This is a genomic window from Carnobacterium iners (assembly GCF_900177385.1).
In the GTDB taxonomy this organism is placed as follows: Bacteria; Bacillota; Bacilli; order Lactobacillales; family Carnobacteriaceae; genus Carnobacterium_A; species Carnobacterium_A iners.
On sequence record NZ_FXBJ01000002.1, the window covers coordinates 446,751 to 470,150 of the forward strand.

The following is a 23,400-nucleotide window of genomic DNA, read 5'->3' on the forward strand; positions in this document are numbered from 1 at the left end:
ATTTGACTGACAAGTTTATTTGACTTGTTGCCGAAGGTAACTATAGCATGATTTGAATTCGTCTGCCAATCTAACGCCTGTTTAATTGTTTTTTTTAGAAATCAGAAAAAACAAGAATAACCAACATAAAATCTTATCTCATTGAAAAAATATATTTGGTCATAAACTTAATGTTATCTCTAGTTTTTTGAATAACAGATAAAAAACAGATACTATTTTCCTATTCAGAAAGTAAATGACTAGTATTCTTTTTTTATTAAAATTTATTTTACCAACATTTTCATACTTGTATTTATCTTAACTAATTTTTCTAATTTTTCTTCAACAACTTTATTAATCTCATTCATTTTATCAACTGCGCTCATGTAATTTAGATGTTCTTGTATACTCATACTTTCTTTAAATTGCATAATATTTTTTTGCATTTCAATTATTTTATTTAATATATCTAGACTATCTCCATATGCTTCAATAAAATCTTCTATCTCTACTTTTAATTCAATCCCAACTTTAGTTTCTGCCACGGTATTCCTCCTATTGCTATTTTTTTTTGAATAGATAAACCCAACTATCTTTTAGACTAAACAATTAATAACGACCTTTTTCATTCTTATTATGAAGGAAGATTTCTCCTTAAAAAAACGATTTGCCCCATTCCGTATAGAATAAAGGCTAAGAGAAATAAAAGAATCGTTAACCAAAAACTACTCTCTTTTCCAGCGAGAATGTTTTCTGGAGAGAACAAGGTTAAGAACGTAGCATATTTCAAGAATTCGTACTCTTCGCTTTGCCTGGCTAACATTTGTATCAAAAAGGCTGCTAAAGGAACTCCAATGCTCCATAAATAGGCTGTCCGTGCTTCATTACACAGACAAGATATTAGAAAACCAAAACCATTAATAAATAAATGCAAACCTAGCAATCCAATATTTAAATATAAGTAAGATGAAATAGTTAACTCTCCCGGGAAAGTTAGTTCTGAATAAATTAAGCCAATTATTGTAGAAGCCGTTAATAAAAGAGTCAAACTGCCAATAGCTACTATTGTTTGAGTCCGTATAATTTTGCTTCTAGATATCGGTGTTGCTAATAGATAAGCCATAGAACCATTGTCCACATATTTAACAACTAATTTATTTGATAAAATAATAGAAAAAATGAGTGGAAATAGAATTAAAATAAAATTAAATAAGTAAGAAGACAGATACCCTGTTAAGTTTGCTTCTGCTGCTCCTACCATACCAAATGCTTTCATTATTCCAGGCATTGCTTTTTCAAAATCAGCCATAATATTCCCTAGCTCAGGATCGAACATAGAAATAATAATTGTTTCATACATCGTTAAGATAAGGATAAATAATACTAATAATACCCAAATAGATTTCATTTCTTTTTTCAATAATGGCCAACTAAACATTGCTATCCTCCCCATAAAAATGCATAAAAGAATTTTCTAATGTCTGAGCTTTTAATTCCATATTTGCAAGAGAATAGTTCGCTAATACTTTTATTAAAGGATTAATATCTCCTTGAATCGTTACGTTAATTTGTGTTTGATTCATAACTTTTAATTCAAACGGTTCTATCATAAATTTTTCCGCCGTTTCATGATTAAAAAACGTTAAAACAAAAATTTTATTTTGATTTTCTTTTAATATCTTTATATTTTCTATTGCTACAAGCTTACCCTTTTTTATAATGACTACTCGGTCACACGTTCGCTCAATTTCTTCAAGAAGATGGGAAGACATTAAAATAGTCGTTCCTTTCTTTTTTTCTTCTTGGATAAGTTTAATAAATTTTTTTTGCATAAGTGGATCTAATCCACTTGTAGGCTCGTCAAGAATCAAGAGATCACTTTCCTGCATGAATGCACAGATTAAACCGATTTTTTGTTTCATCCCTTTAGACATTTTTTTTATTTTCAAATTAGGATTTAACTCAAAATAAGCGCATAGCTCTTTTGACCGATTACTATTTTTTATTCCTTTCATTTCACTAATAAACTGAATAAATTCTAATCCATCCATATTATTCATAAATGCAGGTTCTCCTGGTAAGTATCCAATATGTTTTTGAACACTTCTTGCCTCTTTCATAGGATCTTTCCCTAAAATATGACAAGACCCTTTGTCTGGTCTAGAAAACCCCATGAGATGTCTGATTGTTGTTGTTTTACCAGCACCATTGGGACCTAAAAATCCTAATACTTCTCCTTTTTTTAAATGAAACGTTAGATCAAAGATTCCACGATCGTCTCCATAATCAACTGTCAACTGCTTAACTTCGATAATATTCATGCACTCTGTTTTCTCCTTACCCATAAGAATGAATTTTATTATTTTATTTATTCCATCAAAATTTTTTCAACTTAAAGTGATTGTAAATTATGTAAAATAATCAACTTGTTTATCTAAGAATAGTATTTATTTTTTGGATATAATTAAATAAAAAAAGGCTTCTAATAATTTCAGTATAAAAATATTACGCACAATAGTTAAATTAATTTCTATACTTTTAAAATAGGTTCAAGCCGCTTGCAATCTTTAATTACCAAATATTTCTTATTTAATCATATTATCATAATTTAAATTAAATTTATATTCTATTTTTCTTTTACAACAAAATACACAACTTCATTTTTATATTTATCTTTACTCTTGCCTATGGTAACATGTCTGTTTATAGGATTTTTTACACTGATGATTTTTAAAGAAGGAAGGTATCTATGCAAAATTATAAAAAAGAATGGTTTGGCAATATTAGAGGAGACATCTTAGCAGGAGTGGTTGTTTGTTTGGCCCTATTCCCTGAAGTTATTGGCTTCATGCTAGTTGCTGGTGTAGAACCCATTGTTGGGGTTTATGCAACTTTTTTTATCACAGCTGTTGCTGCATTCTTTGGAGCACGTACAGGATTAATTTCTGCAGCTGCTGGATCTGTTGCTTTAGTCCTTGCAAACTTAGTTGCAGAACACGGTGTTAATTACCTTTTCGCTGCGACCATTTTAGCTGGAGTTATACAAGTAGTATTAGGTCTTTTTAAAGTAGGAATTTTAATGCGTTATATCCCAAAGCCTGTCATGTTAGGATTTGTAAATGGTTTAGGGATTATGATGTTTTTATCTCAATTAGACCATTTTAAAGGTTCGTCTGTTTTAATTCTATTGGGTGTCATTGGAGTAGCTATTATTTTTTTAGCACCAAAGCTGACAAAAAGAATTCCTGCACCTATTATTTCAATTGTAGTCATTACAGCACTAGTCTTAGGTTTAAATTTAAATGTTCAACTATTAGGTGATCTGGGGACGATTTCTAGTGAGCTGCCTCGTTTTGGAATCCCAAAAGTTCCATTTACTTTGGAAACGTTAAGAATTATCTTTCCCACTTCTCTATCGGTTGCAATAGTAGGCCTTGTTGAGTCTTTATTAACTGCTCAATTGGTCGATGAATTAACACATACACCTAGTGATAAGAATAAAGAATCTTTGAGTCAAGGTTTAGGTAATCTAGCTTCTGGATTTTTTGGTGGAATAGCTGGCTGTGGAATGATTGGTCAAACAATTATTAATATCAGTTATGGCGGTATCGGTCGTTTAGCAACATTTCTGTCTGGTTTCTTTATGTTGATGTCTGTTGTTTTATTCAACAAAGTAGTCGTCCAAATCCCCATTATTGCTTTAGCAGCTGTTATGGTTGTTGTAGCTTATGAAACAGTCGATTGGAGATCAGTTAAACGATTAACAATCATGCCTAAAAACGAAAGCTTTGTTATGATTACAACTATTGCTATTGTCTTGATTACACATAATCTGGCTTATGGAGTAGTAATAGGAACATTAATAAGTGCTATTTTTGCAGCATTCAAAATGACTCATATTAGTATCGAACCTGGTACAGATACTGACGATTACCATTATAAAGCTCATGGTCATCTTTATTTTGCATCAGCTGAGAAGTTTACAGACTTTTTCATGAATAATTTTAGTCATGAAGGAAATCTAGTTATTGATGTTAGTGCTATGACACTATGGGACTCAACAGCTGTTGAGGCTGTGGATAAATTGATTAGTAAAAATAAAAATACCGGTTCAAACGTTACTCTCATCAATCCCAATAAACAAAGCAAAGATCTTTTGAAAAAAATATCTTCTCATCATAAAAAGTGATGCTAAAAGAATAATGAACTAAAGACGAATAGAAGCAGGGACTGATATCCTTGCCTCTATTCTTTTATTTTTAACTTTTTTCTTTATTTCATTCAACAGGCATCTTCTCACCCGTAAACGTATTGAGTTCGTAAGACATATCTCTGTTATTTTTCTTTTCTGCATCAGAAATGTTCTTACCAAGTACTCAATAATATAAGCCTATTGGAATAACCATTATCAGTAGTCCTAATCTTATCTGCCACATACAATCTCCTTTTATAAAACTATCTTAAAACTCTTTAAGCTAATTTAGAGCTAGTTTTTTTAAAATTCTATATTTAGTAGAGAGCGCCCAGCATGATGATGAATTTTTCTCCAATCTACTAATCCTTCACCTAAACCACGTAACAAGATTTCTCCTGTTCCCATATTAGTAGCTAAAGGAATCTCATAGACATCACTTAATCGTAAGAGAGCATTGACATCTGGTTCATGAGGTTGTGCTGTCAAAGGATCTCTTAAGAAAATAACCATATCTATTTTGTCCTCTGAAATATAAGCCCCAATTTGCTGATCTCCACCTAATGGACCTGATTTGAATCGATGAATATCTAATCCTGTTTCATCAATCAATCTTTTCCCTGTTGTTCCAGTAGCATAAAGAGAATGTTCTTTTAATATTTCTTGATAAGATGAAATTAATTTAACCATTTCATCTTTTTTCTTATCATGAGCAATCAATGCAATATTCAACTTTATTCCTCCCTTTTACAATTTAACTTTGTAGCAATCATAACACGGAATGAATGAAACCGCATTAATGACTATGAAATAAAAAATTCTAAGACTAATTAGTGTAAGCAATTCTTTTTATTATTTTAAGGCTAAGTGTATTACTTTCAATTCTTTTATTTTATTTTTACGATTTCATTTTTATTTTTTCTTGTTTTCTTAATAAAAAATATATTGTTTATTCATACTTTCTTCACATTTCGTTAGTATAGTAAGTACATACCAATAACAACCAACTTTTTATATTTTCATTTTTACCTAATACTCCTCCAAAGTATAGGTACTACTCCTTTTAGCCACTCGCTTTTGTAGCGAGTGGCTTTTTGTTTTTAACCTCATACTATTAAACAGACTAAATTATTACTATTTCTAATCAATAAGAAGAAAAAAATTCAGCTGCTTTAATTAAATTAGATAAAAAACATGAAATAAAAAAATAGTTTTTGAAAAGAAAGCTATCCGCCAAGTTAAAAAAATTCCTCAGCTCATTCTAAGTAGTCGCGAATAATTATATGATTATAGTTAATTTTTCATATATATTTTACAGTAAATCTCTAGCTACTATAAAATAAGATAAACCTTAAACTTTTTTATTTAAAAGTCTAAAGATTTTTTATTGTTTTTAAAAGAAGTAACTATAATTTGATCGTTTTAAGAATTTATACTATGGTTTACAAAGGTCCTTTTTTGAAAACAAATAAAAGAGTGCCAATAATCAGAGAGTTGTCTCACTTTTTATCTTCGGTTCTCCATAGACAAATGATGAAGGATAGTTTTTTTGACCAAAAACTGTTAAAATAATAGGCAATTGAAGGTCAGATACATTAGTTTTTAAATGACTCTATTTTGAAGGAATGGATGGGTGTAATGAATAAGACAGCAAGACAAACGTTAGCATCATGCAAACGAGTGATCATAAAAGTTGGAACCAGTACGATTATGTACCCTAATGGAACAGTTAACTTACAAAGATTAGATAAATTAGCTTTTGTTTTAAGTGATTTAAGAAACCAAGGCAAAGAAGTTATCTTAGTTTCTTCTGGAGCCGTAGGTGTTGGACTTCATCGATTAAAATTACGGCAATCACCTAGATCTATTCCAGAACAACAAGCTGTTGCTTCTGTGGGACAAAGTGAACTCATGAGTTTATACAGTACTTTTTTCTTCAACTATGGACAAATTATTGGTCAAGTTTTAATGACACGAGATATTGTTGTATTTCCAGAAAGTCGTCTGAACGCTATTAATACGTTCGAACAACTACTCAAGCAGAAAGTTATTCCTATTGTGAACGAGAATGATACCGTTGCAGTAGATGAGTTAGATCATGCTACTAAATTTGGTGATAATGATAAATTATCCGCTATCGTAGCAGAAATTACTCAAGCTGACTTGTTGATTATGTTATCAGATATCGATGGATTTTATGACTGCAATCCTAATGAAGATAATCAGGCTAATTTATTTCATGAAATTAATTGCATCACGCCAGAACTTTTTTCACTTGCAGGTGGTGTTGGTTCGAAATTTGGAACTGGTGGGATGGTCTCGAAATTAAAAGCAGCTGACCATGTTTTAAAACATTCTGGTAAAATGGTTTTAGCAAATGGTGCTAATCCAACAGATATTTTTAAAATTATTGCCGGTGGAGAGATAGGCACTCTTTTTGTTCCTGAACACGACTAACTAATAGAGAGGAATCTATGTGTATGAAAACATTAATAGAATTAGGTGAAGAAGCAAAAAAAGCTAGTCGTTATCTAGCCTTAGCTTCAACCACAGAAAAAAATCATACTTTAAAAATGATGAGTTTAGCAATCCTAGATAACGTTGACGAAATTTTATCAGCTAATCAAAAAGACTTAGCAGCAGCTAAAGAAAATAATATCCCAGAAACACTTTTAGACCGATTGATTTTGAATGCCAATCGTCTTCAAGAAATGGCAGATGGCCTAATTCAAATTGCTGATTTGCCTGATCCAATTGGAGTCGTTGATGGTATGTTTAAAAATGAAGCTGGTCTAACTATTGGAAAACAAAGCGTTCCACTTGGAGTCATTGGTATTATTTACGAATCTCGCCCCAATGTAACGACAGATGCTGGAGCTCTATGTTTTAAATCTGGTAATGCCGTTATTTTGAGAGGTGGAAAAGAAGCTATTCACTCAAATACAGCCTTAGTTAACATTCTACAAGAAACATTAAACGCTACTGGTTTTCCAATAGCCTGTCTTCAGTTAATTGAGGACACTTCTAGAGAAACCGCTCGCGAAATGATGCGGTTAAATCGTTATTTAGATGTTTTAATTCCTCGAGGAGGCGCTCGTTTAATTCAAACAGTATTAGAAACAGCTACTGTCCCAGTTATAGAAACCGGAACGGGCAATTGTCATATTTATATCGATAAAGATGCACAACTAAAAATGGCTACAGATATTATTGTTAATGCAAAATGTTCTCGTCCTTCTGTTTGCAATGCTGCTGAAACGTTAGTGATTCATAAAGACGTTGCTGCGGAATTTTTACCTTTTATTGAACAAGCTCTAGCTGATTACCATGTAGAACTAAGAGCCGATGAAAAAGCTTATCAACTTCTGAAAAAAGCCATCCCGGCAACAAAAGAAGATTGGGAAACAGAATTTCTAGATTTTATTCTTGCTATCAAGGTAGTCGATTCTCTTGAAGAAGCTATCGATCATATCAATCAATACAGTACAGGTCATTCTGAAGCTATTGTAACCGACAATTATTTTTCAGGACAACGATTCCATCGCGAAATAGATTCTTCAACCGTTTATGTTAATGCTTCAACACGCTTTACAGATGGTTTTGAATTTGGTTTTGGTGCAGAAATCGGTATTAGCACTCAGAAACTTCACGCCCGTGGACCAATGGGACTAGCTGAATTAACTTCTTCTAAATACATTGTTTTTGGTGAAGGACAGATTCGTTAATGTCTCGTTCATTAACAATAAGCTGCTATCTGATTTAAACCAAGGGATGATTAACCTTGGTTTTTTATGTAGCTATTTCTTCCATTCGTTGACACACAAATAAATAGATCGTCTATCCTTATTTTATCTAAGTGCTAGTCAGTCACTTTTATCTAGTTCATTTATACTAAACTAAAAAATTAAAGAAAAAGGTGATCGATTATGACAAACAAACAGTCCATTGCTATTATCGGTGCTGGTATCGTAGGTGCAACAACAGCGTTTTACCTTAGCACTGCAGGCTACGATGTCACTATTTATGATGAAGGTACCGGGCAAGCAACTTCAGCAGCTGCTGGAATTATCTGTCCGTGGCTTTCACAAAGACGCAACAAAAAATGGTATCAATTAGCTGCTACTGGAGCAGCCTTTTATCCGACTCTACTCCGCGACTTAAAAGAAGATTCAATTCATTCTGATATTTATCGTCAAGTTGGGACAATCGTTTTCAAAAAATCTCCTGAGTTATTGTCTAAATTAGAAAAAATAGCTTTAAAAAGACGAGAATTAGCTCCTGAAATAGGAGAATTAACTATTCTTTCGCCTGATGAAGTAAAAGCTAAACTGCCTTTATTAGTATCGAATCAATCTGCTCTGTTTGCTTCAGGTGGCGCTCGAGTAGACGGGTCATTACTTACTAAAAAATTAATGGATACCGCTGTGTCAAATGGTGCAACAGTTAGCAATAAAAAAGCTCAATTACTCTTTTCTACTAATGGAACTTATACTGTCTCTACTTCCGAAAAGAATCAAGAGTTCTCCACTGTTATTTTAGCTGTAGGTGCTTGGCTACCAGAAATTTTAGAGCCTTTAGGATTTTCTGTTGATATTCGACCTCAAAAAGGTCAATTAATTTATTTAGAAGTAGAAGAAGAGACAAAAGATTGGCCTGTCGTTATGCCAGATGGCGAAAAAGATATGATTCCTTTTCCAAATGGCCGTATCGCAGTCGGTGCTACTCATGAGAATGATGAAGGGTACGACTTAGCCATTGATAAGGAAAAACTAGCTGCTATGTTAGCCGACGTCGCTAGCGTTGCTCCCAGTCTAGCAACTGCCACAATCAAAGAAGCACGTGTTGGCACTCGTGCTTACACGTCTGACTTCGCGCCATTCTTTGGTGAAATTCCAGGCTATCCTAATCTTTATGTCGCTAGTGGATTAGGTTCGTCTGGTTTAACTTCTGGACCAATTATTGCTCGAATTTTGACTCAATTAATTATGAATGAACCGACTGATCTTCCAGTGTCCGATTATCCTGTAGCTTCCTATATTCAAAAGTTAAGTATTTAACTGTCTAAATTAAATTTATAGTCTAAAAAGGAGTTGAGATAAGATTATCTCAACTCCTTTTTAGACTATAATTAATTAGATTTAAGCGATAAATTATTGTTTAACCGCATAACTTAAAGGCTCTATTAAGAATTCTTGTTTATCTTCAATATAAACACGGTGCCAAACCATAAATGTTAGCATAACCCATATTTTGCGTGAATAATCAATTTTACCTGTCCTATGTTTATTCAATAAATCTACTACGTATTTTTTATTTAACAAATGGTCTGTTTGCGAATCCTTGATAATTTGCAGAGCCCATTCATACATTTCATCTTTAAGCCAATGACGAATTGGAACTGGAAAACCAAGCTTTTTACGATATAAAACATCATTTGGAACAATGCCTTCAACAGCTTTTCTCAAAATATATTTCGTCGTCCCATTAGCAATCCTCAAATTAGCTGGGATTTGTTGGGCAACTTTAAATACTTCTTTATCAAGAAAAGGTGTTCTTAATTCTAAAGCATGAGCCATTGTCGTTCTATCTGCATTCAATAGTAAATCACCACTTAGCCAGGTGTTGATATCAATCAATTGCATTCTATCAATCGCACAGTACCCTAGCGTTTTTTGGTACAAAGGATTTGTTACAGCAATATAAGGATAGTTGGCATCGTAATTTTTCAATATCTTTTTCTTTTCAATCTCATCAAATATCTTAGCATTACCCACATATCGATTTTCTAAAGAGGTTGTTCCTCTTAAAAGAAAACTTTTACCTTTTACTCCTTCTGGCATCAGTCTAGCTAGGTGATTGATTGCGTGATTTGTTAAACGACCTGTATTAGCAAATAACCTTAAAGAATGTGGCTCGTTGTATATCCCATACCCACCAAATATCTCATCTGCACCTTCACCTGACAAGGCTACTTTCACATATTTTCGAGCTAACTTCGACAAGAAAAATTGAGGAACAGCTGCTGGATCAGCTAAGGGATCATCCATATGCCAGACGAATCTAGGAAACTCATCCATGAACTCTTGAGCTGTGATAGTATAACTGAAATTATCTACTTTCAATTCTTCTGCTGTTTCTTCTGCTAAGTTTATTTCATTATACCCCGGTCTTTCAAAGCCCACAGACAGCGTTTTTAACTTTGGGTTAAACTCTCTAGCTATTGCAGTAATAATAGAAGAATCGATACCACCTGATAAAAATGAGCCAACTGTTACATCCGAACGCATATGTTTTTCAATCGAATCGTATAAACTATCTTTTATTTCCTTAGCAAATTGTTCTTCTGTTTTCACTACTGGTATAAAATCCGCTTGCCAATACTTTGTAATCACTATTTCTTTATTTAATTTTTTAGTAACATAATGTCCCGGTGGCAATTCTTTGATTGCTTTATTCATTGTATTTGAACTTGGTACATATTGAAATGTTAAATAATTTTGTAAAGCTATTTGGTCTAATTCTTTATTCTCAATAACATTTAAAATAGCTTTCTTTTCTGAAGCAACATACAATCCTTCATCTTCAACAGCATAGTAAAATGGTTTGATACCAAATTGATCACGTGCCCCAAAAAATGATTTTTCTTGCTTATCCCAAATAACAAAAGCAAACATTCCACGCAGTTTCTCTGTTACCTTTTCTTTGTATTCTGTATAAGCAGCTAATATGACTTCTGTATCACTGTTGGTTTGAAAAGTACACCCTTTAGCAATTAATTCATCTCTTAGTTCTATATAATTGTATATCTCTCCATTAAAAATGATCCAATACCTTTCTTCTTCGTAAGATAATGGTTGATGACCGTTTTCAATATCGATGATACTTAAGCGTCGAAATCCTAACGAAATAGATTCATCAATATAGTAACCCTCTTCATCTGGACCTCTGTGAACAATAGGTTGGTTCATCTTTTGAACAAGTTTTTTTTGACTTCCAACCAATTGTTCTTTTTCATTCGATACATATCCAACAAATCCGCACATTTTGATTTCTCTCATTTCTCCAGCTCTTAGATAAGAATCTTTCTTTGCTGTTATTTGTATTTATGTTTATATACTATTAATTTAAACTTTGTCTTATTCTATATAGTCTAATTTACAGGAAGTTTTTTACTATTTCAATACTAAATGACGAAATCGCTACATTTATGTCTAAACCGTTTCAATTATTACTTTATTTTGCTTTTATATAAGAAAACAACTAATCTTTAAAGACTAGTTACTTTGACAAATAACTTATTCAAGTAAAGACTCTTTTTATAAATTGACCACAAAAAAACAACCTCTAAGCTTTCAGGCTGTTTTTTTCTTATCATGATTATTCCTTTTATTTCATATAAACGTTGTACTTCCCAGTTATTGGATCCATTTTTGTTAATGTATTTGTTGAAATATCGTATTTAAACATACCAACCATATTTGAAATTTCTATTCCATCCACTTCATGAGCATGACGAATTTCAATTTGATAGTTATTTTTATCCTCTTTTGAACTATAAAATTGATTATCTTTAGCAGATATACCTGTCATAGCTATAATTTTTTCTAGCACCATAATCCGTTCCTCTTCAGGCGAAATAACAGGCGCTTTTTCTGAAGTTATTGAGCTACTTGTACTTTCTGATGAGAGGGTTTCTGAACTTTCAGTCGCTTCCTTCTCAACTAACCAGGTTTTAATCTCTTGATCACTAACAGTTTTGATATCCTTATCCGTTGCTTGATTGAATTCGGTTGCAGCCAAATCAGAAACTCTTTCAGTCTTATAAGCTGAATCCTCCAAAATTTCTGACGTTTTATCTTTTTTCACTTTATCTGCTTGAGCAGTATTGATTTTTGTTTTTAATTCGGTTACTTGGGTTTCTAGTTCGGGGTAATCCGTTAAATCATTTTCTAATACTATTTCAATCGTACCAGCTGCTTCATCCAATTTACCACTTTCAAATTGTACTAAGCTAGTATTATAGTTTTTACGGTAGCCATCTTCAGTAGATTGTATTGGACTTAATGAATCTATTTCTACAAGTTCACTAGAATTCGTTGATGATTCTATTAAAGTACTATTTGCCTCTTCGTCGCAAGCAGTTAATACAAATAAACCTGTTGTCACTATAAGTAAACCTGCTAATTTTCTAATCATCTTTGCTTCCTCCTTTAGATATCTTTTTCTTCATTATACCCTAAATTCTTTATCTTCCTAATGCTTTATGTACGGTTTGTATAACTTCTTTATTTCGATTATACTTAAAAAAAACTAAATGAAGGGATGTTATGTATGAGAAATTTTATAAATGAGTTTAAAAAATTTGCTTTTAGAGGAAACGTACTAGACTTAGCAGTCGGTATTGTCATAGGTGCTGCTTTTACAACAATTGTTTCTTCTTTAGTAGAAGATATCATTATGCCGTTTGTCGGTATGCTAACTGGTGGCCATGATATTTCAGCTTTATCTATCAATATAGGTACAGCTAAGTTGGCCTATGGTTCTTTCTTACAAGCTATTCTTAACTTCTTAATTATTGCGCTCGCTATTTTTATTTTCATAAAAATAATTAGTAATGCTGCAGCTAAATTTAGACAGGAAGAAGAAATTGAAAAACTAGAAATTGAAATCCCAGCTGCTGAAAAATATTTGAAAGATATTCGCGATTTATTAGCTAAAGAAACCTCTCCTATTGATTTGTCTTAGACCAAAAAACCTTTCTGAAAGACTTTTTTTCAGAGAGGTTTTGCTTATTCTACTTGATAATCAGGATTTTGATAACTCTCTTTTTTCAGTCCTTTATTACTCATCATAATAATAAAACTAAACAGGTACAATGCAGATAAAAACAGCATCACAGCTAGTAAATTGAATTTGTCTAAAATAATCCTGATAGATACAGAAGAAAAGCCTCCTACTGCACGTCCAACATTCAATATGATATTATTTGCTGCAAGAATAGCAGCTAAGATTGAGCCCATTTGATCAGAGATTGTTACAATAGATATTATTACGCCCGTTTTTTTCCTAAAGAAAACTTCAGCGACCAACGCCATACCTTTCCGTATTCTCCTCCAGCTCCTACACTTGCTAAAAATCGGAAAATATAAATCAAGTAAATATTATTTGCAAAGTACATAGTTGCTATCGCAAAAGCAAAAATATAAACCGTGTAACTGAACATTTTTACTCGACCATGTTCATCTGCTAATACACCAAATAAAACGCCTCCTAATAACATCCCTAGATTTGTTATCGCAGAGATCAGTTCTGCCGCCGCACTCGTTAGCTGCAATTGAATAGTAATCGAAGAGAGCGAAAAGGATAGGAGTATAACATCCATATTCTCTAATCCGTACCCTACTGCTGATGAATTCAATACCTTCTTTTGGTAGCCTGACATAGTTTGATTACTAGTTGCCTTTTGTTGTTTCCTATTTTATTTTCCTCCTAAAACGAATGATCTCGGTCATTCATTATTTTATAACATTAGTAATAGTTTACGGAGTATCTTCTCTTTGAGCAACTCTTTTTTAAATTTGTATTTTAAAAAAAACACCTAAACAAAAGTCCTGATGCTCTTTCTCTTATTAAATACTATGAAAAATAGCATAAATTTCTTGTTTTTTACTTTCTCTTACTTTAGCAACTAATTTAATGGCTTCCTTACTTGAAATCTCTTTTTCTTCCATCAAAAGATTAACGTGTTCAATTACCGATAAATTTTCCCACGATGTATCTGGTTTTGCTATCAACGAAGCTTCACTATTTCCTTCGATAATTAGACAAAATTCTCCTCTAATTTCTGAATTTTCAGCCCATTCTACCATTTCTTGGGTTGTCCCACGAATAAACTCTTCGTATCGCTTAGTTAATTCGCGGCAACAAACTAATTTTCTGTCTGGTCCAAAAACCGTTACCATATTTTTTAATACTTCCTTTAGTCTATGCGGAGATTCATATAAAATAAGTGTTTCAGGTCTACAATTTAATTCCTCTAATTCATTTAGCTGTTCCTTCTTTTTGCGTTTCAAAAATCCATAAAAGTAAAATCGTTGTGGTGCAATTCCTGATGCTATTAAGGCTGTTAAACCAGCACTTGCCCCTGGCAATGGGACTACGGGTATATCAGCATCAATACAAGCAACCACTAATTCATGTCCAGGATCACTAATAGATGGCATCCCTGCATCACTAACTTGAGCAACCGTCTCACCTACTAGTAACTTCTCTATCAATTGATCTATTCGTTCTTTTGTATTGTGTTCGTGAAAACTAATTTGGGGTGTTTTGATTTCAAAATGATTTAGCAATTTCTGTGTGTTTCGTGTATCTTCTGAAGCGATTAAATCGACTTCTTTAAGTAATCTGATACCACGTATTGTCATATCTTCTAAATTTCCAATAGGTGTCGGAATAAGGTACAGTATGCCTCTGTCTCCTTTTTCAAAACTCTTTTGACTTTTCATTTAATTCTGCCTCCTTTACGTTTTTTAAACGACTCGCTACTACACAAGTCTGACTTAAGTTTATAGGGAATTTAACTCCTTTTATTTTTAAAAATTCTTCTTTCTTTTTACGTGATTTTTTTTTAAACGCATACTCTGCTTTAGTTGCCTGACTGCGCGTGTCAAACGCTTGAGCATAAATCATTTTAACCGGCCGACGCATCTCGGGCTTAGTATACTTAGCCCCTACTCCGGTATTGTGCTCTTTTTCTCTTCTGGCTAGATCTACCGTATATCCACCATAAAAACTAGTGTCTTTACAATACAACACATAAAAATAACTAACTATTTTTTCCATACAACATCTCTTTCACTTCAGGTAAATACTCATTATCTCGGCCGTAAACAATCAGTGGTGGTAAAATACGAAAGCCATTGTCCTTCCCATCTTTAATTGCTTCAATCAATAATGTGTTTGCCTCTTTATTCTCTTTTGGATAAACAAATCTTATCTTTTTAGGAGCTAATCGATGCCTTTTCATAGCATCAAGAATTTCTAACAGACGATCAGGTCGATGCACAAAATAAGCTTTACCATTCATTTTCAATAATCCACTTGTCACTTTCATTAGTTCATCTAAATTTGTATGCAATTCGTGTCTAGCAATGGCCAAATGTGAATTAGGATTTTTAATACTCGTCCCTTCGTTAGCAAAATAAGGAGGATTACACGTAACAACATCGATTGAATCTTTTTTTATCCACTTTAAAGTATCATTTATGTTGCCTTCAACGACAGACAACTGGTCCTCTAAATAGTTCATTTGAATACTGCGTTCAGCCATATTGGCTAGTCTTGATTGAAGTTCAATGCCCATAATAGAACTAGTTGTTTTTTTACTTAATAATAAACCAACAACACCATTTCCTGCACACAAGTCGATAATTTTCGCTCTATTGTGTTTGGGTACTTGTGCAAAATCTCCTAATAATACAGCATCTAAAGAAAACGAAAAAACAGACGGACTTTGAATAATTTTTAGTTCATGACCAATAAGTTGATCTATTCGTTCGTCTCCTTGTATCCATTTTTCCATACTTAACACTCCTTTATTGATGTTAACCGCTTTTCATTATAGCATAAAAAAAACCAACAGCAGGGCCATTAATTTGTTTTTATCTATTGACTAATCGTTAAAGTGTTAATATAATTTTACCGCTATTTTCATTTGACTCCATGTAACGATGAGCTTTTGCAACTTCTTCTAAAGGAAACGTGCTATCGATAATAGGTCGAATAGTACCTGATTTTAGGTAAGGCATAACAACTTTAATAAATTCGTTAGTTAGCTTAGCTTTATAAGCATCGCTACGAGGCGTTAACACTGTTCCTTTTAACGTTATTCGTTTAATCAGTAGTTCTGATAAATTCATTTCTTCTACAATTGTTCCACCTAAAGTACCAATTAATATCCAACGACTATCTTTTTTCAAACTTTTTATATTCTTTTCCCAATAAGAAGCTCCTACAAAATCAAGGATTAAATCTACTCCTTCTTGATGAGTATAATCTAAAACTTTTTTAGAAAAATCTTCTTTTTTATAATTAATCGTTTCGCTCGCTCCTAATTCTTTACAAACAGCTACCTTTTCTTTTGAGCCAGCGGTTGCAATTACATGCGCTCCTGTTATCTGCTTGGCCATTTGAATGGCAGCTGTGCCTACACCACTAGCGCCTGCATGAATAAGCACTGTTTCTTCAGGTTTCAGTTCTCCAAGCCAATAGAGCGTTTGATAGGCCGTTAGAAACACTTCAGAAATAGCTGCACCCGTTTTGAAATCAATTGATTCGGGTAAAATTATTGCACGGTCTGTCGGCAAAACAGCGTACTGGGCTTAACCACCTTGATTAACTAAACCTGCTACTCTAGTTCCAGTTTTAAAACGCTCATCCATCCCTGGATTTAAAACAACGACCCCCGAAACTTCGACACCTAGTATGGGATAGGGAGGATTTAAGGACGGATTCGCCCTTGTTAGTAAATCTGTGCGATTCAAGGCTGTAGCTTTAACCTCTATTAGCAACTCTGTGGATTTAGCAACAGGCTTTTTTATTTGATTAATAATCAATTGAGAGGAATCTCCAGGACTCAAGATACTGACTGCTTTCATCATGATTTAGCCTTCCTTTCTTAAATAAAAGATGGTAAAAAGAATAGATTCCTTTTTACCATCTTTATTTAGCTACTTTATGACTAAAACTTATCGCTTAAATTAGCTCACTAGCTTCATTTAATTCAAATAGTGCTTCTGAATGAGCTTTAAGAAACTTATCTGATTTAGGATTATTTTTGAGAATGATTTCCTCTTTAGTTTCATCTGGATGAATCATTGTAAAACTGAAACTTGTGGAATCTTTTTGCCGAGTTAAAAACTCTTGTAATTCTAAGCTTGTCATCTTATTTAATTGATGCATGTTAAACTCCACCTTTCCTGTATCTATTATCTTCACTACTTGCAATATACCACTCAAAGTAAAAGATTTCTAATCATACACTTTAACCAATCATTTTAGAGTTGAACTAATTTCTAATCTAAATAGTAAATACAATGAAGGCTGAAGTACCTGAAGATCAATATAATGATTATTATCCATCTCTTTATCTCACTCTTTTTTTATTTTTTCAGCATATCACTAGGCCATTCTTTCATTCATACGAGTATTTTTCAGATAATAAAAAAGACAACTCCGATTAACTCAATCGAAATTATCTTTATAGCAAATCATTTTTATTTAATATTCATTTATCTAACTATTACACTCATTTTTATCTTCGTTCTCCATAAATGACATCTAAACAAAAAGCACACGGTTCATCGTTCATCCTACGCGAACCGTAAAAGACATTGCAGACATGAAAACCATCTTCATATAATTTTTCTAAATTCAAACGCGATTTACTCATCTCGGGCTCTACGATTTCTTCACTTGAGCGCTGCAACTTTTCAAGATCACTTAATCGATCTCTTAGATGCTGGTTTTCGATTTGTAGAGTGGCATTTTCTTCAACAAGTGCTTCCACTTCACTTCTCAAATCAGAAATTTGGTGTAAAGTAGCATCCGTATCTTTTTCTAGTTTCGTAAAGCTATCGTATAAAGTTTTTTTATCCATTCCTTTTCACCCACTCTTTACTATGAACTTTGTCCCACTTTTTATTTTTAATCTTTTGTCAATATTAAAGTTAATTGCTCGAAAACTCCTTGTGCATTTACGTTGCTCTCTAATTTTTTTCGGCTTTGTAAAATTGTCTCAATTGATTGTGATAATTCTTTCCCACTACTCTGTTTTGCCATCTTTTCTATCTGCTCTCTGTACTGTGGGTAAGCTAAGATATCTATCGCTTCATAATGTATTTTTAATACGTCACGATAGGCTAATAACACTAAATCAATTGCAAGTAGATGCTGATTTCTTTCTTTAAAATGAGGCATGATATCTGTTTGGATAAATATAAAACTTTCATCTTTTTTAGCTATCGTTTGAGCAAACCATTTAAATCCAATTTTTGCTGCTTCATTAAACCATTCATCTTGACTCATCAAAAGAGCTGTTTCTAAACTATTCGTCAATTGAACAAGTAAAGCAGAATGCGAGCTATCTAGTTGCTTTTTCTCTAATTCGTCTAACAATCGTTTTTTAGATAAATTACGAAAATGAATCAGTTGGCAGCGAGATAAGATAGTCGGTAAAAGTCTTTGTTTAGCTGTTGTTAATAAGAAAGCTATTGCTTTACCATTAGGTTCTTCTAAGAACTTCAATAGACTATTTGCAGCACCAACAGTCATTTTTTCAGCATCTTCTATAATAAATACTTTTTGCTGCCCTTCTACTCCGCTTTTGGAAAACTCAGCTTTCAGTTGTCTCACTTGTTCCACTTTAATGGATAAGCCATCCGGAGCAATTTCTATCACGTCTGGGTGAACCTGTTTTAGTACTCGTACGCATGTTGCGCATTCTTGACAGGGTAACCCATCAACTAGATTCTCACAAAACAATGAAGCTGCTATCCACAGTGCCATATTTTTTTTACCCGTTCCAGAATCCCCTTCAAAAAGATACGCATGAGTTAGCTGTTTTTTTTTAATCGTTTTTTGTAATTGGTTAAAAATAATCGGTTGGATACTTCTTAAGTTATCTTCGATTTTCATCACGACCTATAATTAAAATTGTTCAAAACGTTCAACAGGCATCACAAATACGGTAGCACCACCAACTTGAACTTCTATAGGGTAAGGCATACTCGTTTCCATTGAAACATCTAAACTAATAGGAGGTGTCATAAATTGCTCTCTTGACTGGCACGTTTCACGAATAATATCTAGTACTTCATCTACACGCTCATCGGCAATCCCGATAATAAAAGTTGTGTTTCCAGCTCTCAAAAAGCCGCCAGTAGTAGAAGATTTTGTTGCTGGTATTCCAGAATCAACAAATTCATTAGATAAACGATTACTGTCTTTATCTTGAATGATAGCTATAATTAATTTCATATTAATCGACCTCTTTCGTTTTTTATAGTTGTCTGAAATACTCTAATAAGATTTTATAACAATCTGATATTACTTGCTCTAACTCTTGATTTGCATTTACAGAGATTATTCGAGTTGGATTTTGCTTCACTAAGTCTAAATAGCCTGATTGAACCATTTGATGAAAGGCTAAATCTTCTTGATCTAATCGATCAAATTGACGATTGTTTCTATTTTTATTGATACGTTTTAATCCTATATGGGCTTCTACATCTAAATAAAGAGTTATCTGCGGTGATAGACCTTTTGTTGCAAATTGATTAATAGAAGCGATAGGTTCAATACCAATTCCTCTAGCAACACCTTGATAAGCTAAAGAACTATCTACGAATCGATCGCACAGCACTATTTTCCCTTCGTTTAAAGCAGGAATAATTTTTTCAACCAAATGCTGTCTCCTAGCTGCAGCATAAAGGAGAGCTTCTGTTCTTACATCCATTTCAACATGATCAGGATCTAATATTAATTCCCGAATTTTTTCGGCAATTGCACTACCTCCTGGTTCTCTTGTAGCCACTATTTTTTGAGCTAATTCTTTTTCCAACCTAGGCAATAAAGATTTAATGACACTTGTTTTTCCTGAACCATCTGGGCCTTCGATTGTAATAAATATTCCCTTCAATGCACAAAACCCCTTTAATTCTTACTTTTAATCCTTAAATATTATTATACTGCATATAACAGAAACAGTCTAATACCATTCAAAGAGATTTTTCTAACTAATTAACGGTTATTCCTTTAATTTAGACCCCACTTATTTCCCTTCAGAATAAGTTAACTGAACGAAAATAAATGGGGTCTTTTTTGTTTATTTATTCTTAGATAATTAAATTCCTTGTTGTGTCTCCTTTTATCTTCCGTTTTCGTGCTTCTTTAAATAAATAAAAATATTTAATTTTAGCTAGTTTCGTTTGAGCGAACAATAATCCATCTCTTTCAAATACAGAATCTTCAATTTTTTGGGTATATTCTAAGTCCTGCTTTGTTTGTTTCATTAGATTAAATAACTCTTTATCATATTTACTACGCAACGTTGCTTTCTTTTTAAATAACACAAGTATACTCCCTTTATTATCATATATTGATAGCTTTTATTCTATTTCACGACGCCCTTCAACTGCTTTAAGCAAGGTAATTTCATCCGCATATTCAATATCACTACCTACCGAAAGACCATGAGCTAAGCGAGTTACTTTTATTCCAGCAGGTCGTATCAACCGTGATAGATACATCGCTGTTGCTTCCCCTTCGGCTGTTGCATTCGTTGCAATGATGACTTCTTTTACTTCTTCAGACTGTAAACGTCTGATTAGACTAGGAATATTAATATCTTCTGGTCCAGTACCTTCGATTGGAGAAAGCACACCATGTAAAATATGATATAAGCCATGGTATTCTCGCATTTTTTCTAAAGAAATAACATCTTTAGGATCCTCTACTACTAAAATAATGCTTCTATCTCGTGATTTATCTTGACAGATTGAACAAGGATCATCTTGTGTGATGTGTCCGCAGATTGAACAATAGTTTAGATCACGCTTGGCACTAATTAAGGCTTTCGCAAAATCTGTCACATCGTCTTCTTTCATATTAATAGTAAAAAAAGCTAAGCGAGCTGCTGTTTTAGCACCTATTCCTGGGAGTTTCATATAGCTATCCATTAATTTAGTTATCGGTTCAGGGTACAAATAAATTCCATTCCTCTCTTTAAAAAGCAGAAAATCATTAAATAAAAAGGTAAAAAAACGGGATCCATCTTGGAATCCCATTTTTAATATACTGTTACACGTTTCAATCAATTTATTCCTTGTTGTGTTTTACATACCTGGGATATTTTTAGTGTATTTACCCATTGTTGTTTCTGTCTCAGCTTCTACTTTAGCTAATGCATCATTTGAGGCTAAAACAATTAAATCTTCTAGTATCTCAATATCTTCTGGATCCACTACTTCTGGTTTGATTGAAATACTTTTCATTTTACGGTCTCCAGTTAATGTTACGCTAACTAAATCTCCACTGGCTGTTCCTACAAATTCTTTTTCGTTCAAGGCTTCTTGTGTTTTCGCCATTTCTTTTTGCATTTTTTGCATTTGCTTCATCATACCTTGCATATTTCCCATTCCACGCATCTTGTCGCTTCCTCTCTAGTCTTCTTATTTAATTAATCATTTTTCACTTCAACCATCTTTTCTCCAAATAGAGCCATAGCTTCTGTAACGACCTTATCATCCTCTTGTGCAGGTGGGACAAAGTCTTCTAAACTATCCCATTCAGAAGTATCTACTACTGTCTCTAGTTGTTTTTTAACCGGTTCAAATGATTTTCCCTTTTGCTCTTTTGATTGATCAGGCTTTGAAACTTGCCCAACGTGTGTATTCTCTACTGCTTTATCATCTGATGATCGATTTTTGAGTTGCTTGACGTATTGTTCTCTAATGATTGGCCACTGTTCTCCTGGTACAAAAATCATTTGTGGTGCATTGCCTATCAGCCTTTCTAAAAACTGTTTGACCGCTTCCATTAATTCACTATCATTTGTTGCCTTTTGACACAAGATATCATAGTCGAATGAAACAATTAACCCACTAGGACCTGCTGCAACAGGTGTCGAAGCTTTTAACATTGCACGCTGGGTAACAGAGAGCATATTTAATAAATCAGGCCAAACATTTTTCAACTGAGCTAGATTTTCTCTCGTTGCTTCTTTTAATATACTATAAATAGCTGATGTATTGGGTTTGAATTGATTGTTAGCTGCTTTTTTAGAAACAGATTTCGTTTTTTTGGTCGCTACTTTTGAATGTCCACTCACTAGAATAGATTCCATTTGTTTTTTTATTTTTAGGAGTTCATTTTCTAACTCTATTATTTTTTTGTTATCCGAGGGCACAGACGTTTCTTTTTGATCCAATACTTGTTCATTTGAGGTCGCTGACTCACTTAGATGAGTAATAGCATCTAAGTGAGTTAATCTAACTGTTGCTACTTCTAAATACACATCAGGGTGATTAGTAAAACGTAGTTCCGTTTGTGTTCCGTTTAAAATAACAATCATTTGATAAAGAGAATCTGCCGAGATTGTCTCACTGAGTTTTTTAAATGCGGCATCAACTTTGGCCCCATCTAATAATTCGCTCATTTGGGGAGCCTGTTGATAAACTAGCAAGTCACGACTAAATAAAATTAAGTCTTCTACAAAACGCGCTGCATCTTTTCCGTCAGCTAAGATTTCTTGAAGTAAAAACAATCCTTTTTTCGTATCATGTGTTACAACAGCTTCAAAGTATGTCAACATTAATTCTTGAGTTAAGCTTCCAGTAACACTCATCACATCTTCGATTGTGACAGTATCATCACCAAAAGAAATAGCTTGATCTAAAATACTCAAAGCATCCCGCATTCCGCCTTCTGCTGCTCGCGCAACAATCGGTAATGCAGCTTCTTCAAATTCAATCTTTTCTTGAGTTAAAATATATCGCATTCGATCAGAAATATCACGCACATTGATTCGTTTGAAATCAAATCGCTGTGTTCTAGATATGATTGTTAAAGGAATTTTGTGTGGCTCTGTGGTTGCCAGAATAAAGACAACATTCTTCGGTGGTTCTTCCAGTGTTTTTAATAAAGCATTGAAAGCCCCAGTTGAGAGCATATGAACTTCATCAATAATATAAATTTTGTAATCTGCGCTAGTTGGTGCATATTTAGCTTTATCACGAATATCACGAATTTCTTCGACTCCGTTATTACTAGCAGCATCAATTTCAATTACATCATTTAACTGACCTTTCGTAATCGCTCTACACGTTTCACACTCATTACATGGTTCTCCATCTTTTAAATAATGACAATTAATGGCTTTAGCGAATATCTTAGCTCCACTTGTTTTACCGGTTCCACGAGGGCCTGTAAAGAGATAAGCATGACTTGTCTTTTGTTGTATAAGAGCATTTCTCAGTGTTTGTGTAATGGCCTTTTGCCCAGCAACGTCTTGGAACTTTTGAGGTCGCCATACGCGGTAAAGTGCTTGATAACTCAATGCTTTTCTCCCCTTCTTAACCCTGTAGTTGCTACTTTTTATTATACGTTATTTGACTCTAAAATTAAACCACGATCTTCTTCATTATTAAGTAATTTCTAGCTTTAAAAAT

At 33.3% G+C, this 23,400-nt stretch carries 25 protein-coding genes and 1 pseudogene; 5 read left to right on the forward strand and 21 right to left on the reverse strand.

From position 1 onward, the window contains the following. Positions 1–263: 263 nt before the first annotated feature. From B9Y54_RS02350 to B9Y54_RS02360, 3 genes are all read right to left on the reverse strand, one after another. Positions 264–524 (reverse strand): hypothetical protein, encoded by a 261-nt coding sequence (locus B9Y54_RS02350; RefSeq protein WP_085558802.1) that lies wholly within the window; start codon positions 522–524, stop codon positions 264–266. A gap of 89 nt (positions 525–613) precedes the next feature. Continuing rightward, positions 614–1,417 (reverse strand): ABC transporter permease, encoded by an 804-nt coding sequence (locus B9Y54_RS02355; protein WP_159446041.1) that lies wholly within the window; start codon positions 1,415–1,417, stop codon positions 614–616. Further along, positions 1,410–2,300 carry an ABC transporter ATP-binding protein gene (locus tag B9Y54_RS02360; protein ID WP_085558804.1) on the reverse strand — a complete coding sequence of 297 codons (891 nt, stop codon included), beginning with the start codon at positions 2,298–2,300 and terminating at the stop codon, positions 1,410–1,412. Before B9Y54_RS02360 ends, B9Y54_RS02355 begins: the two co-directional genes overlap by 8 nt. A 428-nt stretch (positions 2,301–2,728) precedes the next feature. On the opposite strand from B9Y54_RS02360, the gene B9Y54_RS02365 reads away from it, so the two are divergent. Next, positions 2,729–4,168 carry a SulP family inorganic anion transporter gene (locus B9Y54_RS02365; protein WP_085558805.1) on the forward strand — a complete coding sequence of 480 codons (1,440 nt, stop codon included), beginning with the start codon at positions 2,729–2,731 and terminating at the stop codon, positions 4,166–4,168. Positions 4,169–4,474: 306 nt separating this feature from the next. On the opposite strand, the gene mgsA is transcribed toward B9Y54_RS02365, so the two are convergent. Beyond that, positions 4,475–4,903 carry a methylglyoxal synthase gene (mgsA, locus tag B9Y54_RS02370; protein ID WP_085558806.1) on the reverse strand — a complete coding sequence of 143 codons (429 nt, stop codon included), beginning with the start codon at positions 4,901–4,903 and terminating at the stop codon, positions 4,475–4,477. Between the two features lie 906 nt (positions 4,904–5,809). On the opposite strand from mgsA, the gene proB reads away from it, so the two are divergent. The 3 genes from proB (at position 5,810) to B9Y54_RS02385 (ending at position 9,228) form a co-directional block, all read left to right on the forward strand. Then, positions 5,810–6,628 (forward strand): glutamate 5-kinase, encoded by an 819-nt coding sequence (gene proB / locus B9Y54_RS02375; protein ID WP_085560485.1) that lies wholly within the window; start codon positions 5,810–5,812, stop codon positions 6,626–6,628. A 23-nt stretch (positions 6,629–6,651) separates the two neighbouring features. Next, positions 6,652–7,896 carry a glutamate-5-semialdehyde dehydrogenase gene (locus B9Y54_RS02380; RefSeq protein ID WP_085558807.1) on the forward strand — a complete coding sequence of 415 codons (1,245 nt, stop codon included), beginning with the start codon at positions 6,652–6,654 and terminating at the stop codon, positions 7,894–7,896. A 201-nt stretch (positions 7,897–8,097) separates the two neighbouring features. Further along, the gene (locus tag B9Y54_RS02385) at positions 8,098–9,228 is read left to right on the forward strand and encodes an NAD(P)/FAD-dependent oxidoreductase (RefSeq protein ID WP_085558808.1); all 1,131 of its coding nucleotides are present in this window, start codon (positions 8,098–8,100) and stop codon (positions 9,226–9,228) included. A 93-nt stretch (positions 9,229–9,321) separates the two neighbouring features. Here the strand turns inward: B9Y54_RS02385 and asnB are convergent, their stop codons facing one another. Beyond that, positions 9,322–11,214: an asparagine synthase (glutamine-hydrolyzing) gene (gene asnB, locus B9Y54_RS02390; RefSeq protein WP_085560486.1), complete on the reverse strand. Its 1,893-nt coding sequence runs from the start codon at positions 11,212–11,214 to the stop codon at positions 9,322–9,324. Between the two features lie 343 nt (positions 11,215–11,557). Further along, positions 11,558–12,367, reverse strand: a complete 810-nt coding sequence (locus B9Y54_RS02395; protein ID WP_085558809.1) for a hypothetical protein — start codon at positions 12,365–12,367, stop codon at positions 11,558–11,560. 135 nt (positions 12,368–12,502) lie between these two features. Here B9Y54_RS02395 and mscL point away from each other — a divergent pair, with 135 nt between their 5' ends. Continuing rightward, a complete protein-coding gene (mscL, locus tag B9Y54_RS02400; protein ID WP_085558810.1) occupies positions 12,503–12,916 on the forward strand; it encodes a large conductance mechanosensitive channel protein MscL in 414 nt (137 codons plus the stop codon). Positions 12,917–12,960: 44 nt separating this feature from the next. Here mscL and B9Y54_RS12665 read toward each other — a convergent pair whose 3' ends face one another. The 15 genes and pseudogenes from B9Y54_RS12665 to dnaX all read right to left on the reverse strand — a co-directional run bounded on the left by B9Y54_RS12665 (position 12,961) and on the right by dnaX (position 23,288). Further along, positions 12,961–13,260 (reverse strand): hypothetical protein, encoded by a 300-nt coding sequence (locus B9Y54_RS12665; protein WP_234987789.1) that lies wholly within the window; start codon positions 13,258–13,260, stop codon positions 12,961–12,963. Next, complete coding sequence (locus B9Y54_RS12670; protein ID WP_234987790.1) at positions 13,221–13,613, reverse strand: MFS transporter; 393 nt, start codon at positions 13,611–13,613, stop codon at positions 13,221–13,223. The genes B9Y54_RS12665 and B9Y54_RS12670 overlap by 40 nt, the downstream gene beginning before the upstream one ends. 187 nt (positions 13,614–13,800) lie before the next feature. Continuing rightward, a complete protein-coding gene (gene rsmI / locus B9Y54_RS02410) occupies positions 13,801–14,679 on the reverse strand; it encodes a 16S rRNA (cytidine(1402)-2'-O)-methyltransferase (RefSeq protein ID WP_085558811.1) in 879 nt (292 codons plus the stop codon). Beyond that, the gene (locus B9Y54_RS02415) at positions 14,657–15,016 is read right to left on the reverse strand and encodes a GIY-YIG nuclease family protein (protein WP_085558812.1); all 360 of its coding nucleotides are present in this window, start codon (positions 15,014–15,016) and stop codon (positions 14,657–14,659) included. The genes rsmI and B9Y54_RS02415 overlap by 23 nt, the downstream gene beginning before the upstream one ends. After that, positions 15,000–15,755 (reverse strand): tRNA1(Val) (adenine(37)-N6)-methyltransferase, encoded by a 756-nt coding sequence (locus tag B9Y54_RS02420; RefSeq protein WP_085558813.1) that lies wholly within the window; start codon positions 15,753–15,755, stop codon positions 15,000–15,002. The genes B9Y54_RS02415 and B9Y54_RS02420 overlap by 17 nt, the downstream gene beginning before the upstream one ends. A 97-nt stretch (positions 15,756–15,852) precedes the next feature. After that, positions 15,853–16,830: pseudogene (locus B9Y54_RS02425) on the reverse strand (NAD(P)H-quinone oxidoreductase). Positions 16,831–16,927: 97 nt separating this feature from the next. Further along, entirely contained in the window at positions 16,928–17,134 is a 207-nt protein-coding gene (locus B9Y54_RS02430; protein WP_085558814.1) for a hypothetical protein, read from the reverse strand. Between the two features lie 352 nt (positions 17,135–17,486). Beyond that, entirely contained in the window at positions 17,487–17,831 is a 345-nt protein-coding gene (locus tag B9Y54_RS02435) for a DNA replication initiation control protein YabA (protein WP_085558815.1), read from the reverse strand. Positions 17,832–17,878: 47 nt separating this feature from the next. Further along, complete coding sequence (gene holB, locus B9Y54_RS02440; protein ID WP_085558816.1) at positions 17,879–18,868, reverse strand: DNA polymerase III subunit delta'; 990 nt, start codon at positions 18,866–18,868, stop codon at positions 17,879–17,881. Positions 18,869–18,880: 12 nt separating this feature from the next. Next, the gene (locus tag B9Y54_RS02445) at positions 18,881–19,210 is read right to left on the reverse strand and encodes a cyclic-di-AMP receptor (protein ID WP_085558817.1); all 330 of its coding nucleotides are present in this window, start codon (positions 19,208–19,210) and stop codon (positions 18,881–18,883) included. Between the two features lie 22 nt (positions 19,211–19,232). Further along, positions 19,233–19,871, reverse strand: a complete 639-nt coding sequence (gene tmk, locus B9Y54_RS02450; RefSeq protein WP_085558818.1) for a dTMP kinase — start codon at positions 19,869–19,871, stop codon at positions 19,233–19,235. 196 nt (positions 19,872–20,067) lie between these two features. After that, complete coding sequence (locus B9Y54_RS02455; protein ID WP_085558819.1) at positions 20,068–20,304, reverse strand: YaaL family protein; 237 nt, start codon at positions 20,302–20,304, stop codon at positions 20,068–20,070. Positions 20,305–20,340: 36 nt separating this feature from the next. Then, positions 20,341–20,937, reverse strand: a complete 597-nt coding sequence (gene recR, locus B9Y54_RS02460) for a recombination mediator RecR (protein ID WP_268761843.1) — start codon at positions 20,935–20,937, stop codon at positions 20,341–20,343. Positions 20,938–21,066: 129 nt separating this feature from the next. Beyond that, positions 21,067–21,378, reverse strand: a complete 312-nt coding sequence (locus B9Y54_RS02465) for a YbaB/EbfC family nucleoid-associated protein (RefSeq protein WP_085558821.1) — start codon at positions 21,376–21,378, stop codon at positions 21,067–21,069. 32 nt (positions 21,379–21,410) lie between these two features. Then, complete coding sequence (dnaX, locus tag B9Y54_RS02470) at positions 21,411–23,288, reverse strand: DNA polymerase III subunit gamma/tau (protein ID WP_085558822.1); 1,878 nt, start codon at positions 23,286–23,288, stop codon at positions 21,411–21,413. Between the last annotated feature and the right edge of the window lie 112 nt (positions 23,289–23,400).

Coding starts and splice junctions, on each gene's coding strand:
- B9Y54_RS02355 (WP_159446041.1), bottom strand. CDS start 1,417: ATGTTTAGTTGGCCATTATTGAAAAAAGAAATGAAATCTATTTGGGTA.
- B9Y54_RS02360 (WP_085558804.1), bottom strand. CDS start 2,300: ATGAATATTATCGAAGTTAAGCAGTTGACAGTTGATTATGGAGACGAT.
- B9Y54_RS02365 (WP_085558805.1), top strand. CDS start 2,729: ATGCAAAATTATAAAAAAGAATGGTTTGGCAATATTAGAGGAGACATC.
- proB (WP_085560485.1), top strand. CDS start 5,810: ATGAATAAGACAGCAAGACAAACGTTAGCATCATGCAAACGAGTGATC.
- B9Y54_RS02380 (WP_085558807.1), top strand. CDS start 6,652: ATGAAAACATTAATAGAATTAGGTGAAGAAGCAAAAAAAGCTAGTCGT.
- B9Y54_RS02385 (WP_085558808.1), top strand. CDS start 8,098: ATGACAAACAAACAGTCCATTGCTATTATCGGTGCTGGTATCGTAGGT.
- asnB (WP_085560486.1), bottom strand. CDS start 11,214: ATGTGCGGATTTGTTGGATATGTATCGAATGAAAAAGAACAATTGGTT.
- B9Y54_RS02395 (WP_085558809.1), bottom strand. CDS start 12,367: ATGATTAGAAAATTAGCAGGTTTACTTATAGTGACAACAGGTTTATTT.
- mscL (WP_085558810.1), top strand. CDS start 12,503: ATGAGAAATTTTATAAATGAGTTTAAAAAATTTGCTTTTAGAGGAAAC.
- B9Y54_RS12670 (WP_234987790.1), bottom strand. CDS start 13,613: ATGTCAGGCTACCAAAAGAAGGTATTGAATTCATCAGCAGTAGGGTAC.
- rsmI (WP_085558811.1), bottom strand. CDS start 14,679: ATGAAAAGTCAAAAGAGTTTTGAAAAAGGAGACAGAGGCATACTGTAC.
- B9Y54_RS02415 (WP_085558812.1), bottom strand. CDS start 15,016: ATGGAAAAAATAGTTAGTTATTTTTATGTGTTGTATTGTAAAGACACT.
- B9Y54_RS02420 (WP_085558813.1), bottom strand. CDS start 15,755: ATGGAAAAATGGATACAAGGAGACGAACGAATAGATCAACTTATTGGT.
- B9Y54_RS02430 (WP_085558814.1), bottom strand. CDS start 17,134: ATGCATCAATTAAATAAGATGACAAGCTTAGAATTACAAGAGTTTTTA.
- B9Y54_RS02435 (WP_085558815.1), bottom strand. CDS start 17,831: ATGGATAAAAAAACTTTATACGATAGCTTTACGAAACTAGAAAAAGAT.
- holB (WP_085558816.1), bottom strand. CDS start 18,868: ATGAAAATCGAAGATAACTTAAGAAGTATCCAACCGATTATTTTTAAC.
- B9Y54_RS02445 (WP_085558817.1), bottom strand. CDS start 19,210: ATGAAATTAATTATAGCTATCATTCAAGATAAAGACAGTAATCGTTTA.
- B9Y54_RS02465 (WP_085558821.1), bottom strand. CDS start 21,378: ATGCGTGGAATGGGAAATATGCAAGGTATGATGAAGCAAATGCAAAAA.